The organism is Clostridium aciditolerans (assembly GCF_016316925.1).
GTDB classification, from domain to species: domain Bacteria; phylum Bacillota; class Clostridia; order Clostridiales; family Clostridiaceae; genus Clostridium_AM; species Clostridium_AM aciditolerans.
Genome location: NZ_JAEEGB010000006.1, coordinates 279,447 through 297,563, shown reverse-complemented (window position 1 = coordinate 297,563; position 18,117 = coordinate 279,447). Strand labels below are relative to the sequence as shown.

The window sequence follows — 18,117 nt, the reverse complement described above, 5'->3', positions numbered from 1 at the left end:
TAACACTATAATGAATTAATCATATAATGGAATTAACTACAGTAAAGTACATTAATATAGCCTCCGTTTGTAGTACTGGCAGAGATGCCAGTACTTATTATTTTGAAAAAATTAAATAAAAAATAAACTGCAGCCTAAGCCGCAGTTATATTTAATTAATCTAGGTATAGAGTTATTATTAATTTTATCTATGCTACATCCACCATGGTCTGAAAGGGAAGAATGGTCCGAAAGGGAAGAAAAATGGTCTTTGATGGAAGAAAAATGGTCTCTCATGGAAAAATGGGCGACGAGGATCAGGATCATCATCTCCATCACTAGGCATCATTTGGGCAGGAGAAACCTGTGTTGGCATCATTTGATTTGGCATCATTTGATTTGACATCATTTGATTTGACATCATTTGACTTGGCATCATTTGACTTGGCATCATTTGATTTAACATCATTTGATTTGACATCATATGAGGTCCATACATCATAGGACAACAGTGCATCATAGGACAGCACATTCCCATGTGAGGGTCATCGTCAAGGTCCTCGCGATAGTCAAGGTAAGTATCATTTGGGTCCTGATTAAGATTTTGTTTAGGATCTAGATTTTCATTTCTGTACATTAATAATCCTCCATAAAATTTTTACACACAGTATATAATATGCAGAATGCAGAATAAGGTTACAAAATTTAAAAAAGGAAGTGATGGGCAATGAAAATAGAGCAAGTAATAAAAGAACAACAACCAAAAGTACATAAGAAGTTAAATAAGAAAAAGAAACTCAGGAGTGCTTTTCTTATTTGAAACCATATTTATGTTTAAATTTTAATACAGTTGTTACTTGTATTGAATAATTTTCTTTTAGGACGATTTTTGTAGATATACAATAAATATATAGATAACAAAACAACTCCTAATATGAAAATGCCCAAGTTTGGATCAAAAGTACCTGTAGAAGAACTGTTTGAGGGTGTCATTAAATCGCGTAAATGTACAATAAAATTATTTACAGCATGTAGTAAAATAGAAGGAATTAAGGAGTTATATTTAAAAGCAAGAATAGAACAACTTACTCCAAGAAAAAACAATAATGGATTTACTTTTGTGTGTACTATCATAAATATTAATGAAGAATATATGACTGCTTTAGTTACTCCATATTTATTGTGAAATCTATTTAACAATATTCCTCTAAATGTAAGTTCTTCCGTTATAGGAGCTATTATCACTCCGTATATGAAGCCTATGATAACAGTAAAAGGTGTAGTATAAATGGCAGGTTTTGAAGCAAAATTTGAGTTTACTGAATTTAATAAATTAGGATTTGCAGAATATACCATAAAAATTACTGATAACATTGCTCCTATACCGCCTATTGTAGTTATAATCCAAGTTAGAGGAACTTCCAATATAAATTTTTTGCTAGATGGCTTTCCTATAAGTTGATTAAGTGTTATTTTATTTTGCTTCATAAACTGAAGTACTAATATAAAGAATAATGAAGTAATTACAGCAGCAAAAAACTCAATATGGTCATCTCTTAAAGTTCCGTTAAAAACTTTTTTATATAATATAAGTATTACTATAGATAAAATTGTTATATAAAACATTTTTAAAAACAAGTGTCTTGTTTTAATTTCCTTAAACAAACTTAAATTCATAGAGTCATCCCCTTAAAATTTATATAATATTTTTCACGATTTACACAAAATTATAGTCTTGGTTTTTCTAATTAACTACGAGTAAAAACCATTGCATTTTATAATTCATCTTCCTGTACACTTGAATCATACTCCAATATATCGCCAGGCTGACAATTTAACTCACGGCATATTGCCTCAAGAGTTGAAAATCTTATAGCTTTAGCTTTTCCAGTTTTTAAAATTGAGAGATTTGATAAGGTTATACCAACTTTATCAGCTAGATCTCCAAGAGATATCTTCCTATCAGCCATAACTCTATCTAATCTTATGATTATTGACATCATATCATCTCCATCCAAAAGTTAGTTATAATTTATATTGTAAGATCTTGATCTTTTTTTAGTTCAATAGCTCTTTTAAATATTTCTCCAATAATTATAATTATTAAACCTCCCACATATCTTGAATCTATTATTATTGATATAAGATCAGTATGAAAAGTTATACCGTTGATTGTCAAGTTGTTTATTGTTAGTGCAGAAATGTAGTTTGCTATGTTTTCAAATATTCCTAGCAAAACTATTAATACACCAATAGTTCTTGTTCTTTTAAAATTTTCTATTTCAAAAATTTTATTTTTTGAAAAGTCTTTAAATAATTTCATTAAAGAATAAAGTATATATATAAATGTAATTATTGCAGGTATATTGTACAATAGAGATCTAATATTATAATTAGCAATAAATTCATTATTGACTTGTGGCATAAATGATAGCATCAAGCCCGATGATGTTATATCATAAAAATCTTTTACTCCTTTTGAATAATCAACAGCTATTCCTACAATTACTAAAGGAATACATACAACTAGAACTATAAGACAAATTTTTAAAAGTTTATAGATAAAAGATGATAAAGATTTTTCTCCAATAAAGTTCATTTTCATTTTTGTTCCTCCGATAACATATATTTCTTAGGTATATAATAACACTAAGTTTATCGTTATTCAATAAAAGTATACTTAAAAACAATATATTTTTATTAATTAACATAAAATAACTTTTGAATTTCTCATTAAGTGTAACTATATGTTAACAAATGTTATCAATTATATATGATAAAATTAAAATAATAATATTACTAAATAAAGAAATGGAGAAAGGTTTATGAGAAGGGAATATGTAACTTTCACGGAACATCTTCCTGTCAATATTAGCTTAAACACAATTAAGGAGTATCCACTTCATTGGCATAACTGTGTGGAAATAATATTTGTTTTAAAAGGAAGCATATATGTTCAGATAGAGTCTGAGACATATGAAGTGCTTGAAAGAGAAATTGAAATAGTTAATGCAGATGAGCCCCACAGAATATATTCTAATGATGAATATAACAAAATATTAGTATTTAAAATGGATATAGAATTTTTTGAAAAATACTATAACGATGTAAAAAATATATACTTTTATACTAACTCAACAGTAGAGTGGGCACAGGAAGAAGAAAAGTATCAAGTTTTAAGAAGATTTTTATCTATACTTACTTGTGAAGTCATTCAAAAAAGTGATGATTTCGATGAAGAAATAGAAAAATATATGGTAAAGCTGTTATTTCATTTATTAAATAACTTTCATTATTTACTATATGATGAAGAAGATTTAAAGGAAAATGATATACAATTTGAGCGATATCACAGAATATCTAAATTTATATATAACAATTACATGAATAAGATAAGCTTGCAAGACATAGCTGAGCGTGAATTTTTAAGCTCTTATTATCTATCCCATGAAATAAAAAATATGGCAGGCATTAATTTTAAAGAGTTTTTAAATTCTACCAGAGTTCATGAATCGGTGAAGCTTTTATTGGACACAGAAAAAACTATATCAGAAATTTCCGAGGATGTAGGCTTTTCACACACTCGCTATTACAATAAATATTTTAAGATGTATTATAATATGACCCCTCTCCAGTACAGAAAGAAGAATTATATCTCAGAAAAAAAATATGAAAAAATTAAAAAATATGAAGAGCTTAATATTGAAGAGGCAATTGAGTACCTTTCTACATATCTTGAGGATTATGATAGATTTAATTATGAAAAAGAGATAATCAAGATAAATGTAGATGTTTCTGAGGTAATGGGGGAAGTAAATGATTATTGGAAGGAAGTAATAAATTTAGGAGATGGAATAGAACTTTTAAAAGAGAGAGAGCAAAGCTTTGCAGCGGATATTCAAAAAAATATAGGCTTTAAATATGGTATAGTTCAGTATTTATTTCATAAGGATATGAGAATTTATTTTAATAAAAACTTAGATTTTCTTAATTGGAATGAGGTTGAAAAGCTTATGGAGTTTATGGTAGATATTAAACTTATTCCTATGATAATCTTAGATAAAATATTTGATGAAATAGACTTGTTTTTAAGGCTTTTAGAAAGCTTTATTCTATATTTTCTAGATCTATATGGTATAGGGGAAATTCAAAACTGGAGGTTTAGAACAGCAAAGGATCTTCCACAAGATTACATTGAAGCTGCCCAGAAAATATTTGATAAGTATGAATTGGGAGATATAATAGAGGAAGCTTTTGAAGAGGATAACACAGTAAACTCTATTTTTGATACGTCATACATGATTCCTTACATAATTCATAACTTCATAAATGAAAAAAATAATATGTTATTCTTGAAAGCTTATGATACTGTAGAAGAAAGCTCTGTTATGAGCAATGAATTATTCTTTGGTTCACCAGGAATAACAACGCTTAATGGTATAAGAAAATCATCTTATTATGCATATTATTTTTTATCAAAGTTGGGGGATCTTTTAATTAAAAAGGAAGATGGCTATATTGTAACTAGTTATGAAGATAATTACCAAATTCTTATTTATAGTTTTAGTGAAGATCTAAATGAGACTATAGAAAATGAAAAGTTAATAAAACAAAAAAGGAAAAAGCAAGTTACTGAAAGGGAAATATCCTTGTCCCTTAAGAATCTTCAATATGATTATAAGGTAACTGTATATGAAATTGGAGAAGAAATAGGATCTGCTTTTAATAACTGGACTCTTATGGGGAGACCAAAAAGGCTTACTTATGAGGAAATGGATGTTTTGTATAATATATCTCAGCCAAGGATATCTTTAAATTTTGCAAAAAAGAAACCTGTATATAACTTAATATCAAAGATAGAAGGGTACGGAGCTGTCCTAATTACTCTTCAAAAAGTACAAAAACACCTATTTTAGGGTGTTTTTTTGTTATTTCACAAATCATAAATATTTTAACTTGTGCAACTTTGTACTTTTTGTTCAGCAACTCAGTGAATGTTGGAACTCTAGGAAAACTTTATAATAGAAGTATAATAAAAAAGTTTTGAGGTGAAAGGTTATGTTAGTAGATGGAGATAGGAGAAATGAAAAGAACAAATTCTTGACAGAAGATATAGGAAAATTGCTATTAAAGTTCTCCATTCCCGCTATACTCTCATTATTAGTATCTGAAATGTATAATATGGTTGACTCATTATTCCTAGGTCAAGTTGTAGGAGCAGTAGGAATAGGAGCATTAACAATTGCATTTCCAGTGCAAAGACTATTTCTTGCTGTATCAATGCTTGTTGCAATAGGAGCTTCTAGTGCAGTTTCAAGAAGTTGTGGTGAGAACGACTATTCAAAAGTTAAAAGAATAATTCCAAATGCATTTATTATATTAACTTCAATAATTCTATTTTTAGTAATTGCAATATTTATATTTAGTGATAGCTTGATTATAAAACTAGGAAGCAGCGAAAATATATTTCCATATGCAAAAACATATATATTAATTATTCTAATAGGTTCATTATTCCAAGGGCTAATGCTTTTAATGGCATATATTCTAACTGCTTTTGGAAATACAAAAATTGTTTTATTAAGCACTTCTATTGGTGCAATATGCAATGTTATAATGAATTACATTTTGGTAGTTAAATTTAATTTTGGAGTTGAAGGAGCAGCAATTGCTACAGTTAGTTCACAAATAGTTGCTTTTATATATGCTCTTATTAAGTTCATGCAAAATAAAAAGCAAATGGGCTTATCCTTTGAAAGTAAATTAGATAAAGGTATAGCTAAAGGAATAATATTCGTTGGTTTTTCTACATTTATAGTAGAAATATCAGATGCAATACTGGCTGTAGTATTAAATAAGATACTTGCTCAGATAGGGGGAGATACAGCAATAGTTGCAGTAGGTCTTGTAACCAGAGTATCAATGATACTATTTATTACTGTTATAGGTATAAGCTCAGCTATGCAGCCAATAGCAGCCTATAATTATGGGGCAGAAAATTATGATAGAGTGAAGAAAATAGTAAGGCTTTCAATAAAATCGGCAACCATAACATCAATTTTCTTATGGTTAGTAACAATGATATTTACAAAACAGATTATTGGATTATTTGTCAATGATCAGAATATTATAGGCTACACTGTTAGTGCTTTTAGAATAGTAATTGCAGTATTTCCTTGTGTAGGGGCATATTTTGTTGCAATCTACTACTATCAAGCAATGGGCATGGCAAGATCATCATTATTGCTTTCAATATTTAGAGAACTACTAGTTCTCATTCCTCTCCTTCATATTATGGTTTATGGATTTAAGCTTGGAGTAGTGGGAGCATGGATAGCTTATCCTATTGCAGATATCGTTTCATTTATAGTTTCAATAATTTATATTAAGTGTAATAGAGCAGAAGAGATGGAGAATGTACCTATAAAAACAAAAGCAAAAATTGTAACAACTTAGGCATCTGAAAGAAAATAACAAGTCAAAGATGTGACGGATATTTTGTGTCAGACAAGGAGACAGGTTCCACAGATAGCCGACCCTATCTAAGGGTTCTGCCGACGCAGTATGACGCAAAATAGACTAGCAGATTGACTAGTTATTTTTTTGAAGGTGCCTTAAGCTTTCTTTTAAATTATAATTTAAAAGAAAGCTATTAAAATATTTCAGTGTTATAATTATGTAGAAATAGTTTGTTTATTAAGACTTAATATCTGATATTTAGGATTTTTGTAACTAATTTGTAATAATTTTTATTGTTTTTGTAACTTCTTGTATTCTATAATTTGGTAGAATATATATGTAATATAAATATTATTTTGGACAAACATTTGCCATAATAAAAAGTTAATTTAGAACTGGAGAGTAAAAAAATGCAAGATATAATCAGAAGAAGAAATATTAAATTACGAAAAAGAAGAATTAGAAAAAAAAGAATAAGGGCAGGCATTTTTATTATAATTTTAATAATATCTTCTATTACCATAGTATCTAAATTTAAGGCATTGCATAATGCTAAAAATAACGTTGTAACTTCTGTTAACAAAGCTAAACAGAATCAAGTTAGCGTAGGTAGTGATAAAACGATAGATGAACAAGTTAAAAGTAAAGAAAACACAGCAAAAGAAACAACTTCAGCGAAAAATACAAGTCCAGATACTGAAGCAAACAATTCCAATAGTAGCCAAGCCGTTGCGCAAGAAAAGAATGAAGGTAGCAATGAAGGTGTCAACGCTGAACAAGCACTTGTTAATGATGGCAAAAAAATTGCTTATTTAACTTTTGATGACGGACCTTCCACTACAGTAACACCAAAAGTGCTGGATGTATTAAAACAGTATAATATTAAGGGGACTTTCTTTGTACTTGGATCAAATATAGAACAAGGTGAAGGAAGTAAAGAAATGATAAAGAGAATTTTTGAAGAGGGTAATGCAATAGGGAATCATAGTTATACTCATAATTTATCAAAGTTGTACCCTAATAAAAGAGTTAATATAAATTATTTCATGCAAGAAGTGGACAAGACTAATAATGCATTAAAAGGTATTCTTGGACAAGATTTTAACACAAGAATTATAAGGATGCCTGGTGGATATATGTCTAGGGAATACTACAAAGATCCTAATTTACCTGCTTTTAACGCTAAACTAAAGGAAAAAAATTTGTGTAGTGTAGATTGGAATGCCTTTAATGCAGATGCAGAAGGTAAATGGAAAAATGCTTCACAGCTATTAGATGAGGTAAAAGCAACTACTGCAGGCAAGGAAAAGGTTATTATATTAATGCACGATACTTATGGCAAAGAAGAAACTGCTAAGGCATTACCGCAAATTATAGAATATTTAAAAAGTCAAGGATATGAGTTTAAGACACTAAAATAGAAAAATGTGATTTTTAAGGTATAGGTGCAGTGGTCTCGCTGCATCTATTTTGTTTTTTATTATAAAATTTATTTTTTAGTGTAACCTTTTGTATAATAAGTTTGTCTAATTTGTGTAACAAGAGAAAAATGTTGGCATTTTTCATTGGGTAAAGAGGTGGGAAGATGAATGATATTAGTATAGTAACTAAGGCTCAAAAAGGAGATAATGTTGCCTTTAGTGAATTAATAAACTCTTGTAAAGAAAAGCTTTATAAGATAGCCTTTGCTTATTTGAAAAACGAAGAAGAGGCTTTAGATATTGTAAGTGATACTATATACAAAGCTTATATGGATATAAATAAATTGAAAAATCCACAGTATTTTAATACTTGGATTACAAGAATACTTATAAATAGCGCAATAAATAGATTAAAAAAGAATAAAAGAATAGTTTTAATAGATGAATATGAAAAAGTCGAAAGCTTTAATCTAAATATTTCAGACATAGAATTTGATATACCTAGCTGCATAGATCTTTATAATGCCATTGATAAGTTAAATGTAAAGTCAAAAAGTATAATTATTTTAAGGTATTTTCAAGATATGACTATTTCAGAAATATCAGAAGTTCTGAAGATTCCAGAGGGAACCACAAAAGCATATTTACATAGAGCTTTGAAGAAATTAAAAGTTGAGTTAAAGGAGGAGTTTATATAAATGGATTTTAAACCTGGGAACGGATTTGAACAGATAAAAGTTTCGGACAAACTAGATGATGTAGTCGAAAAAGCAATTAATAGAGCAATAAAAGACAAGAAAAAGAAACTAATAAAAAAATCAAAGATCAATAAAATAAGTATAGCTGTGGCATCTATATTTATTTTATTTATTACTAGTATTAAATTTATGCCAGTATTTGCTCAAGTATTAAGTAGTGTTACTATGGGGCCATCCATAACTAGAGAATTGCAGTATCACTATGATAAAAATGTAGGAACTATAGTAAAAGAAGGGCTGGCGCAAAATATAAATGAATCTAAAACAGATAAAAATATAAAGGTTACCATAAATAGCATAGTAGCAGATGATAAGAATTTGTTTGTTTTCTACACTTTGAATGGTAAGGGAAATAAAGAAGGACTTAAAAATCTTCTTCTTCAAAACTTTAAAATAGTAGATGATAAGGGAAATGATCTTTTAGATAGCACCTTTAACTATTATACTGAGCTTCCAGCAATGCTATACAATAGGGATGGAGATTTTCTGTTAACATTTAATAAAAAATATAGATGTATAGTTACATCCCTAGGCAATAATATTAAAAACTATGGACAAAATGAGGAAACTTATGGAGCTTTAGAGATATCAAGTCGTGACGGAAGTAAAATACCTGAGAAATTGAATTTAAGATTTATGAGTTTTACTGAAGCTTATAAAATGAGTTATTCAAAAGAAAATTATGATAATTTTCTTTTGAAGTTTAATAGAGAACCGGTAAGTATAAAAGGTGACTGGGGCTTTAATTTAAAGATTGATCAAAAATTAGCAAGGAAAGAAGCGGAGACATATAGTAATATTAAATTTTCTGCAAATCATACAGATTTTAACATAAAATCTTTTAAAATATATCCTACACGTATAGAAACAAAAATACAATTAGGTAAAAATAAAATAGATTCATCACAATGTTATTCAATAGGACGTACATTTACCCAAAATCGTAAGTATGGTGACAACAGATTACCTTATTTAGTTGATGAAAAGGGAAATAAATATATGCTTTCTGATAATGACTTTAAGGAGATGGACGATGATAAATGCATAAACTTAGATTTTCAAAGTTGCTATTTTAATAATTCAAAAGAACTCTATTTAGTAATAAATGAGCTTAATTATAATAATGGCTCTCAAAACTTTGTAGAGGATATTGGCGAAGTAAAAATAAGAATTAAGTAGGAGATAGAGAAAATAATATGATAGATGTTAATAAGAATAGAAAGAGTAGAAAGAATAAAAAAAATAAGAGAACTTTTAAGTGTTTTTTACCTTTTATAATTTATGAAATTATAGTTGTTATAATAACAGCACCCATATTAGTATTTTATGGTCCTTTTAAAGATGTTACCAATATGGTAGTTAATACAGCAATGAAAACTTTCACCCATCAGTATATAGCTACTACTTTTTTATCTAATGAAAAGATAAATCAAATAATGAAAGAAAGTAAAAGTGGTGAGATATCTGAAGGAGAGACTGAAAATCAGGATAATGTTACTATAAAGCATTCTAATGACAAGGGAATAGAAAGATATGATATACCAGATAAGAGATTTGACGGTTATATGCTTGAAGTTAAAGATCCAGCCAGAGTAAAAGTAGGTTATACTAAAAAACTAGGACAAGTTGGGCAAAAAACAAGTGAAATAGCTCAAGATAATGGAGCAATTGCAGCCATAAACGGAGGAGGTTTTGTGGACAAAGGGACAAATGGTAAGCTCTGGGTAGGGACAGGAGCATATCCTGATGGAATCGTAATATCTGGAGGGGAAAGTATTAATAAGGTAAACCCAAGTGAAAAAGTGAGTGTAGCAGCTTTTACTTCAACTGGAAAACTTATAGTTGGAATGCATAGTTTAGATGAGCTATTGTCACAAAATGTAAAAGAAGCAATTTCTTTTGATCCTCCACTTATAATAAATGGGAAAACTGTATCTGTAGATGCAGTAGGTTTGAATCCGAGAACCGCTATAGGTCAAAAAGAGGATGGAACTGTTGTATTGTTGGTGATTGATGGAAGAAGGGTGAGCAAACCGGGAGCTACTTTAAAAGAAGTTCAAAATATACTTTTACAGCAGGGAGTAGTAAATGCTACTAATCTAGATGGTGGATCTTCTTCTACTATGTATTTAAATGGGGAAGTAATAAATAATCCCTGTGATTGGAATGGGGAGAGAACTGTAGCTACTGCAATATATATAAAGCCTTAGAGGAGAGTGTAATCTTAATGAAAGTGCTTAAGAAAATAATAATTTTGACTTTAATTCCTATAATATTAGAATTAAGTGGTTTATTTGTTATACATAAATTTTACCTTGGAAATAAAACCAGTTTCAATGTGAAAAAAGTTGATATTTCTTCAAAAAATTCTCATACTAAAATCAATATTAAAATACCTGATGATGCAGAAGATATAAAAGTGTCTCGCAATGGAAATTATATATCTTATTATAAAGATGATACCATATACGTAATTGATACCAACAGCAATAAGGAGAAAAAAGTATCTATAGAAAATGATTCAAAAATAGCTTATTATACCTGGGATATAGAGAGTGATGTAATACTTATAGCAGAGAAATTTTCAAAAGAAAAATCAACTTATTTAAAACTTGAAGCTTATGACGCTAAGAGAGATTTTAAAACAGAGCGTAAAAATGACGAAAATGAAGTACTTGAAATTCTACTGCCAAATAGTAATTGCAAAATTGAAAACATAGTCTTTTCTGGAGCAAGTAATGTAACTTATATTGCTGCAAAGACAAATGAGCAAATAAATCGAATATACAGAGTAAACCGTATGACTGAAATGAATGTGGTAAAACTTTCGAAAGCTATACTTGGAAATATGGCGGTTATAAATAATCAAGATGGAGATCAGCTTATATATGAAGATAGAAGTACTGATAGAATAAGAATGGGCAAAAGTGGGCAGACAATAGCTACAGGGGAGAATTCTGCACATTATTTATTAGGTACTGATAATAATGATCAGATATACATAGGAAATGGTAATGACGAGAATATAAATAAAATATTTGTTGCTAATTTAAATGAACATAAAAACAACTGGAAGACATATCAATTACAAGAATATGCGAATAAAAAAGATGTATATATATTAAGAGATGGACGAATATATATAAATAATTCATCTAAAAAAACTGTAACCGAAATAGCTACAGGGAAATCAATACAATATGAAGGTCAGTTGGTGGGAATATATAATTATGGAGTGATAAGCAAAGAGGGGAATAAAATCTTAGGAAGTTTATTTAAGTAAAATAGCTTATTGGTGTACGAAATGTGAATTTATGATATAATCTATAATAATTAAAAATAATTAGCTTTAGGAGATAAAAAAATGTATATAGTATTTGGTAATAATATTGTAGATAGCAAAGAAATAAAAGAACTAATCGAAGCAAATACAAAATTTAAAGTAGTGAAAGATATGAGTAAAGGTTCAAAAAGAGAAGATATACTAGCCTTTAATTTAAGTGTTAATATAAATGTTTTAAATGAAATCATGGAAGAAGAATATAATATAGTTGAACTAACAGAGGAGGAGTTATTTGAAGAATATCTCACCTTAGCAGAAGAACTTGCAGCTGATATTGAAGAACATATCCCAGAAGAAGCTATTTTCGATATTAAAGCTTATAAATGGGATCAATCAGATAATGATATAAAATTAGTTATGGCTACAGCTCATGAAGAACTGGGAACACCGAAATTAAGAGATGTTATGAAGCGATTAGTAAAACAAGTTGAATAGTATGATAAACAGAATTCTTGGCTTCAGATGGATGTTAAAAGTAATCGGATAAAAATAGGATTTAGTACTAAGAAATAATTTATTTTTAGTACTAAATCCTTTATTTTATAAAAATCTATTTTGGGATAGCCTATTCTTTAATTAAGTATGTAGACTTTAACAGGTCTTCTTCCCCAACTTTGTGCTTCAGATTCTGAGTAGAAAAACACATCTATTATGTTTCCTTTAATAGCACCACCTATATCTTCTGCAATAGCATATCCGTATCCTTCTACATAAACTCTAGAGCCTAGTGGTATAACTCTAGGATCTACAGCTATAGTACTATATCCATTTATATCCCTCTTCGTTGGAGTACCTGATGCAGTGATTCCATCACCTGCATATGCAGTCGCCTGCATACTGAGTACCTGTGAATAAGACGCAGAGCTTGACATACCACGGGATAAGCTACCATTTTTATAGGTTCGGTTGGTTTCAGTTTCCATGGCAACTAACTGTTTTTCTTTTTCTGTAGTTTTACTTAGAAGTGATTTTTGTTCTTTTATATCTTTACTCAATTTTGATAAAGTAACTTCATTGCTTGTCTTTAAAGCTTGTAATTTATTATTCTCATTATTTAAAGCTTCTTTTTGATTTTCTATAGCTTGTCTTTGTTCTTTCAGTTGAGCAACAACTTTGTTATCATATCCTATTACTTTTGTAATTAAATCTACTCTCGATATAAAATCACTTAAGTTATCTGATGTTAGAACTACTTGAAGGTAGCTACCAGTACCATTTATATACATAGCTCTTGCTCTTTGTTTAAATAAATCTTCTTGAGCTTTTGAGTTTTTCTCTGCATCTTCTAATTTAACCTGAGTTTTTTTAATATCTTGAGAAATTTTATTCATGGCATTTTTATTACTGTCAATTTTTTTTATTACATCATCAATTTGCTTGTCTAAATCTTGAACATTTGATTGCAACTCTTTCTTTTTATCTTGAGTTTGCTTTAATTCGTCTGATGTGCTTGGAGCAGCTAAGATATTAGCATTTATAATTATAGTCAATGCCAGCGTGAAAATAACAGATAAAGTCTTTTTATTCAATTCGTTTACCTCCTTAAGCCAGTTATCAAGTTATTTTTATTAATATATTTGCTGATGTTTTTTATTATACCATTAAAGTATATAGAAACTCAAATTTGAAGTGAAAAATTTCTATATTAGGTTATGATAGGTAAATTTAATCCATAAAAGATTGAAAAATATTAAAACGTATATCTATTTAAAATAGGTATACGTTTTATATTATTTTTAATCTATTTATTGACTTAAATATGAAAACATTGTATAATTGTTGAGCGTAATTGTACAATGATATCATAACACATAACAGCATAAAAGTCAATAGTTATTGTGAAAAATATTTTATTTATGAAGGGAGAAGAAATAATGAAAATAGCTAATGGTGTTGAGATGCTTGAAGTGTCCAGCAATGTTATGGGGAGTAGGAGTGTTATTAATCCAACATTGATTTATGATAAAGACGTATCAATTTTAGTGGATACTGGGTATCCGGGACAGTCACCTCAAATTCGCCAGGCAATTGAAGATGCAGGTATATCATTTGATAAACTAAATATGGTAATTCTTACTCATCATGATATTGATCATATTGGAAGCCTTTCTAGCATTATAAAAGAACTACCTAACAGTGTGAAAGTACTTGCTCATAGAGAAGAGGAAGCATATATTAACGGTATAAAAACACCAATTAAATTAGCTCGACTTGAAGCTAATTTTAACTCTTTGTCAGATGACATGAAAATTATATATGAAAAACTTAAAGCAGGCTTTAAAGGCCGCAAAGCAGATGTAAATAAAACATTAATTGATGGAGAAGAGCTTCCTTACTGCGAAGGAATTGAGGTGATTCACACTCCTGGCCATACTTTAGGACACATTTGCCTGTATCTTAAACAGCTGAAAATTCTTATAGCTGGAGATATTTTAGCTGTTGAAGATGGAGTGCTTGTAAAAGCTCCTGATTTTATTAATTTTGATGCGGATTTAAATATAAAATCTCTAAAAAAACTTACAGAATATGATATTGAAACAGTAATATGTTATCATGGTGGGCTATATAACAATAATGCAAATAAGTGTATTGCAGAACTAGCAAAGAAATAAGAAGTAATACAATATTAAGCTCTGCTTATTTGGCAGAGCCTTCTTTTCTAGGATTTCTTCTTTTATTAATTGATATGGAAATCAATATACTTATCACAAGGATTGAAACAATAATAAGAATAGATACTCCTACAGGAATATGGTACTTAAATGAAATGCCAAGCTTTATACCAGTAAATATAAGTATTACACCTACTCCATACTTTACATATTCAAAAGTACTATGTAGTTTTTCTAAAAGAAAATATAAATTTCTAAGACCTAATATTGCAAGAATATTTGAAGTATATATAATAAATGGATTGGTGGTTATTGCAAATATTGCAGGGATTGAATCTATTGCAAAGAGTAAGTCGGAGCCTTCTATCAAAAATAATAAGGCGAATAATGGTGTTGCGTGGAGAACACTATTTATTCTTACAAAAAATTTTTCTTCATGAAGTTCTTTTGTAACTGGTATCATTTTTTTTAAAAGCTTAATTAATTTGCTATTCTCAAAAGATACATCCTCATCTTTATTTAATATAATTTTTAAACCACTTACAATAAGAAGTACACCAAATACATATAATACCCATTTAAAACTATTTACAATGGCAATACCTAATACCACAAATATAAGTCTCAATATAATTGCACCAATAATACCATAGTTTAAAATTCTTTTTTGGTAATTTGGCTTAATTCCAAAACTTGAAAAAATCAATAAAAATAGAAAAAGATTGTCGACACTAAGACTTAGTTCTATAATATATCCGCCAAGGAACTCTAATGCTTTTTCAGAACCCATATAATACCATATGGCTATATTGACCATAAGAGCAACTAAAGTAATAAATAAGAATTTTAATAAATGTTTTCTAGTAGACATTTTATGCCTCCTTTATATAAAAAACCTCTGAAACAATATATGAATTACACTTTCTGTATATATTGTTTCGGAGTTTTATGATTTTAATGCAGAATTGCAACTATTTGTTTTTTATTAGACATATATAAGAGAAAAAACATGAATATTTGCTTTGGATTTATTTTTTGTTTTCAAAATTGGAAGAATAAATTTTAAATATTGTATTGAATTTTTTGAAATTTAGGTATAGAATGGATAATGTAGTATTAATCAATATTAAAAAATAAGGAGGTCGTCAGTATGTTTAGAAGATTAATGTTATTAGCAATCAGTTCAAGTGCAAAACAACATAAAACACATATATACGACCTTGGTATAGTTAACTTTTAATAGTTACCATTAATTATAGTGAAAAATTGCCATAGGTTGTATACCTATGGCTTTTTATATTGCTTACTTATTTATATGCTGGGCGAGCTATGCCCAATATATATATAATAATTTCTGTCTGAAAGCCGTAGAAAAATTCTTCTGCGGCTTTTTATATTTAAGCAGAGAACCAAAATCTTTGATTTTGTGTGAATGGATTAAGCAGATATCCCAAATCTTAAGTAGGCATCCAAAATCTTAAGTAGATATCCCAAATCTATGATTTGGTGATAGTCACTTACACAGAGTGCTGATTTGGTGATAGTCGCTTACACAGCGTGTACTCATTCGACTAAAGGGAGAAGGAGTTTCATTTAAAAAGGAGTGATGATTATGAACAAAAAAGAAATTACAAGAAAAATCAATGGCTGGAATTCTATATTTTACACCTGACCAGGCTAATATAGATTTGGAACTTAAAACTCTATATTGGCAGTTAAAAGGAGATGAATAGGATGAAAAAGATTATAGAGCTAACAAAAGGAAGCAGGCTTTTATATGCAATAGCGATAATATCTATTGGAATTGCTTCTTTTATAGCTATGGTAGAGCCTATGGTTATTAGAGTTACTATAGATTCTATAATAGGAAATAAACCTTTAAATGTTCCTAAACCCGTTGAAAATTTAGTACAAGTTTTAGGAGGAAGAGAAACTTTAGGAAGAAACTTATGGATATGTTCTTTAATCTTAGTAAGTTTAACTTGCGTACGAGGTATTTTTCTTTATTTAAAAGGAAAACTTTCTGCGCAAGCTGCTGAAAACATGGCAAGAAATATAAGGGTTAGATTATATGATCATATTCAAAAACTTCCTTATGAATACCATATAAAATCAGAATCTGGAGATTTAATTCAAAGATGTACTTCTGATGTAGATACAGTAAGAAAGTTCTTTGCACTTCAAATGGTTGAGATAGGAAGAGCTGTGTTTATAGTAACCTTTGCCATTGTTATGATGAGTTCATTAAATAAGAAGATGACAATAATTGCAATGTGCATAGTGCCTATAATATTTATATTTTCTTTAATATTTTTCAATAAAATTCAGCATAATTTTATAAAGGCTGATGAACAGGAAGGTGTTCTTACATCCGTATTAAGAGAAAATTTAACAGGTGTGAGAGTAGTAAAGGCCTTTGGAAGACAAAACTTTGAAATAGAAAAATATGAGAAAGAAAATAAGAAGTACAAGGATTCTATTTATAAAATAATTTATCTAATGTCCAATTACTGGGGAATATCAGACTTCCTTTGTACAATTCAGATAGGTTTAGTATTAATGTCAGGTATTTATTTTACAGTAAATGGAGATATAAGTCTTGGAACTTTAGTAGTATTTATAACCTATGAAACAATGCTTCTCTGGCCTGTAAGACAGCTTGGAAGGATTCTTTCGGATATGGGTAAGATGACAGTTTCTATGGGAAGGATATGGGAGATACTGCATGTACCTCAAGAAACAGAAACGCGCAAAGCTTTAAAACCTGAAATAAAGGGCGAAATATGCTTTGAAAATGTAACTTTTGGATATGAAGAAGACACTCCTGTAATTAAGAATGTAAGTTTTAAAGTAAATAAAGGAGAAACAGTGGCAGTAGTAGGCCCTACAGGTTCAGGAAAATCATCATTAGTGCACCTTTTATTAAGACTTTATGATTATAATAAAGGATCTATAAAGATTGACGGAGTAGAGCTTATGGATATAGAAAGAAAGTGGATAAGAAGCAAAATAGGTATGGTGCTTCAAGAAGCATTTCTTTATTCAAGAACAATTAAAGATAATATAAAAATATCTAAGCTGGATGCAGATGATAAAGAGGTAAAAACTGCAGCTTCTATGGCAGCAGTTCATGGTGTAATAACTTCATTTGAAAGAGGCTATGACACCATAGTAGGGGAAAATGGTGTTACCTTATCTGGTGGTCAGAGACAAAGAGTTTCTATAGCAAGAACTCTTATAAAAAATCTACCTATATTAATTTTTGATGATTCATTAAGTGCAGTAGATGCGGAAACAGATAAAATCATAAGGCAAAAGTTAAAGGAAAAAAGTAAAGGTGTTACTACTTTTATAATATCTCATAGAATTTCTACAGTTATGGATGCAGATAAAATTATTGTCTTAAACAGAGGAATGATTGAAGCAGTAGGAAGCCATAAAGAATTGATAAACAAAGATGGTGTATACAAGAGAATTTGGGAAATACAAAACTCTGTAGATAACCTTGAGAATGAAAATGTGGCTTGTAATGAGTAATTTAGGAG

Annotated in this window: 16 protein-coding genes; 10 read left to right on the top strand and 6 right to left on the bottom strand. The window is 29.0% G+C overall.

Translation table 11 applies throughout. From position 1 onward, the window contains the following. Nucleotides 1–193 precede the first annotated feature (193 nt). From I6U51_RS06995 to I6U51_RS06980, 4 genes are all read right to left on the bottom strand, one after another. The gene (locus I6U51_RS06995) at nucleotides 194–616 is read right to left on the bottom strand and encodes a hypothetical protein (protein WP_211141955.1); all 423 of its coding nucleotides are present in this window, start codon (nucleotides 614–616) and stop codon (nucleotides 194–196) included. A 197-nt stretch (nucleotides 617–813) separates the two neighbouring features. Next, nucleotides 814–1,656 carry a CPBP family intramembrane glutamic endopeptidase gene (locus I6U51_RS06990; RefSeq protein WP_211141954.1) on the bottom strand — a complete coding sequence of 281 codons (843 nt, stop codon included), beginning with the start codon at nucleotides 1,654–1,656 and terminating at the stop codon, nucleotides 814–816. A 98-nt stretch (nucleotides 1,657–1,754) separates the two neighbouring features. Then, complete coding sequence (locus tag I6U51_RS06985) at nucleotides 1,755–1,979, bottom strand: helix-turn-helix domain-containing protein (protein WP_211142005.1); 225 nt, start codon at nucleotides 1,977–1,979, stop codon at nucleotides 1,755–1,757. A 32-nt stretch (nucleotides 1,980–2,011) separates the two neighbouring features. Then, complete coding sequence (locus I6U51_RS06980) at nucleotides 2,012–2,584, bottom strand: DUF2975 domain-containing protein (RefSeq protein WP_211141953.1); 573 nt, start codon at nucleotides 2,582–2,584, stop codon at nucleotides 2,012–2,014. A 220-nt stretch (nucleotides 2,585–2,804) separates the two neighbouring features. On the opposite strand from I6U51_RS06980, the gene I6U51_RS06975 reads away from it, so the two are divergent. The 8 genes from I6U51_RS06975 (at nucleotide 2,805) to I6U51_RS06940 (ending at nucleotide 12,395) form a co-directional block, all read left to right on the top strand. Then, entirely contained in the window at nucleotides 2,805–4,895 is a 2,091-nt protein-coding gene (locus I6U51_RS06975; RefSeq protein WP_211141952.1) for a helix-turn-helix domain-containing protein, read from the top strand. A gap of 142 nt (nucleotides 4,896–5,037) precedes the next feature. Next, a complete protein-coding gene (locus tag I6U51_RS06970) occupies nucleotides 5,038–6,435 on the top strand; it encodes an MATE family efflux transporter (protein ID WP_211141951.1) in 1,398 nt (465 codons plus the stop codon). Between the two features lie 413 nt (nucleotides 6,436–6,848). Further along, entirely contained in the window at nucleotides 6,849–7,859 is a 1,011-nt protein-coding gene (locus I6U51_RS06965; RefSeq protein ID WP_211141950.1) for a polysaccharide deacetylase family protein, read from the top strand. A 164-nt stretch (nucleotides 7,860–8,023) separates the two neighbouring features. Further along, nucleotides 8,024–8,557: a sigma-70 family RNA polymerase sigma factor gene (locus I6U51_RS06960; protein ID WP_178906641.1), complete on the top strand. Its 534-nt coding sequence runs from the start codon at nucleotides 8,024–8,026 to the stop codon at nucleotides 8,555–8,557. Next, nucleotides 8,558–9,796, top strand: a complete 1,239-nt coding sequence (locus I6U51_RS06955; protein ID WP_211141949.1) for a DUF4179 domain-containing protein — start codon at nucleotides 8,558–8,560, stop codon at nucleotides 9,794–9,796. A 17-nt stretch (nucleotides 9,797–9,813) separates the two neighbouring features. Next, nucleotides 9,814–10,827 carry a phosphodiester glycosidase family protein gene (locus I6U51_RS06950; protein ID WP_211141948.1) on the top strand — a complete coding sequence of 338 codons (1,014 nt, stop codon included), beginning with the start codon at nucleotides 9,814–9,816 and terminating at the stop codon, nucleotides 10,825–10,827. Nucleotides 10,828–10,844: 17 nt separating this feature from the next. After that, nucleotides 10,845–11,900, top strand: coding sequence for a hypothetical protein (locus I6U51_RS06945; protein ID WP_211141947.1), 1,056 nt, complete (start codon nucleotides 10,845–10,847; stop codon nucleotides 11,898–11,900). Nucleotides 11,901–11,981: 81 nt separating this feature from the next. Next, on the top strand, nucleotides 11,982–12,395 hold the full coding sequence (locus tag I6U51_RS06940; RefSeq protein ID WP_178906645.1) for a hypothetical protein: 414 nt from the start codon (nucleotides 11,982–11,984) through the stop codon (nucleotides 12,393–12,395). 137 nt (nucleotides 12,396–12,532) lie between these two features. Here I6U51_RS06940 and I6U51_RS06935 read toward each other — a convergent pair whose 3' ends face one another. Continuing rightward, a complete protein-coding gene (locus I6U51_RS06935) occupies nucleotides 12,533–13,489 on the bottom strand; it encodes a 3D domain-containing protein (protein WP_211141946.1) in 957 nt (318 codons plus the stop codon). Nucleotides 13,490–13,834: 345 nt separating this feature from the next. Between I6U51_RS06935 and I6U51_RS06930 the strand changes: the two genes are divergently transcribed. Continuing rightward, the gene (locus I6U51_RS06930) at nucleotides 13,835–14,572 is read left to right on the top strand and encodes an MBL fold metallo-hydrolase (protein WP_211141945.1); all 738 of its coding nucleotides are present in this window, start codon (nucleotides 13,835–13,837) and stop codon (nucleotides 14,570–14,572) included. 25 nt (nucleotides 14,573–14,597) lie between these two features. Here the strand turns inward: I6U51_RS06930 and I6U51_RS06925 are convergent, their stop codons facing one another. Next, nucleotides 14,598–15,443 (bottom strand): TerC/Alx family metal homeostasis membrane protein, encoded by an 846-nt coding sequence (locus I6U51_RS06925; protein WP_211141944.1) that lies wholly within the window; start codon nucleotides 15,441–15,443, stop codon nucleotides 14,598–14,600. A gap of 863 nt (nucleotides 15,444–16,306) precedes the next feature. On the opposite strand from I6U51_RS06925, the gene I6U51_RS06920 reads away from it, so the two are divergent. Next, entirely contained in the window at nucleotides 16,307–18,109 is a 1,803-nt protein-coding gene (locus I6U51_RS06920; RefSeq protein ID WP_246517136.1) for an ABC transporter ATP-binding protein, read from the top strand. The last annotated feature ends 8 nt before the right edge of the window (nucleotides 18,110–18,117 follow it).

Coding starts and splice junctions, on each gene's coding strand:
- I6U51_RS06995 (WP_211141955.1), bottom strand. CDS start 616: ATGTACAGAAATGAAAATCTAGATCCTAAACAAAATCTTAATCAGGAC.
- I6U51_RS06990 (WP_211141954.1), bottom strand. CDS start 1,656: ATGAATTTAAGTTTGTTTAAGGAAATTAAAACAAGACACTTGTTTTTA.
- I6U51_RS06985 (WP_211142005.1), bottom strand. CDS start 1,979: ATGTCAATAATCATAAGATTAGATAGAGTTATGGCTGATAGGAAGATA.
- I6U51_RS06980 (WP_211141953.1), bottom strand. CDS start 2,584: ATGAAAATGAACTTTATTGGAGAAAAATCTTTATCATCTTTTATCTAT.
- I6U51_RS06975 (WP_211141952.1), top strand. CDS start 2,805: ATGAGAAGGGAATATGTAACTTTCACGGAACATCTTCCTGTCAATATT.
- I6U51_RS06970 (WP_211141951.1), top strand. CDS start 5,038: ATGTTAGTAGATGGAGATAGGAGAAATGAAAAGAACAAATTCTTGACA.
- I6U51_RS06965 (WP_211141950.1), top strand. CDS start 6,849: ATGCAAGATATAATCAGAAGAAGAAATATTAAATTACGAAAAAGAAGA.
- I6U51_RS06960 (WP_178906641.1), top strand. CDS start 8,024: ATGAATGATATTAGTATAGTAACTAAGGCTCAAAAAGGAGATAATGTT.
- I6U51_RS06955 (WP_211141949.1), top strand. CDS start 8,558: ATGGATTTTAAACCTGGGAACGGATTTGAACAGATAAAAGTTTCGGAC.
- I6U51_RS06950 (WP_211141948.1), top strand. CDS start 9,814: ATGATAGATGTTAATAAGAATAGAAAGAGTAGAAAGAATAAAAAAAAT.
- I6U51_RS06945 (WP_211141947.1), top strand. CDS start 10,845: ATGAAAGTGCTTAAGAAAATAATAATTTTGACTTTAATTCCTATAATA.
- I6U51_RS06940 (WP_178906645.1), top strand. CDS start 11,982: ATGTATATAGTATTTGGTAATAATATTGTAGATAGCAAAGAAATAAAA.
- I6U51_RS06930 (WP_211141945.1), top strand. CDS start 13,835: ATGAAAATAGCTAATGGTGTTGAGATGCTTGAAGTGTCCAGCAATGTT.
- I6U51_RS06925 (WP_211141944.1), bottom strand. CDS start 15,443: ATGTCTACTAGAAAACATTTATTAAAATTCTTATTTATTACTTTAGTT.
- I6U51_RS06920 (WP_246517136.1), top strand. CDS start 16,307: ATGAAAAAGATTATAGAGCTAACAAAAGGAAGCAGGCTTTTATATGCA.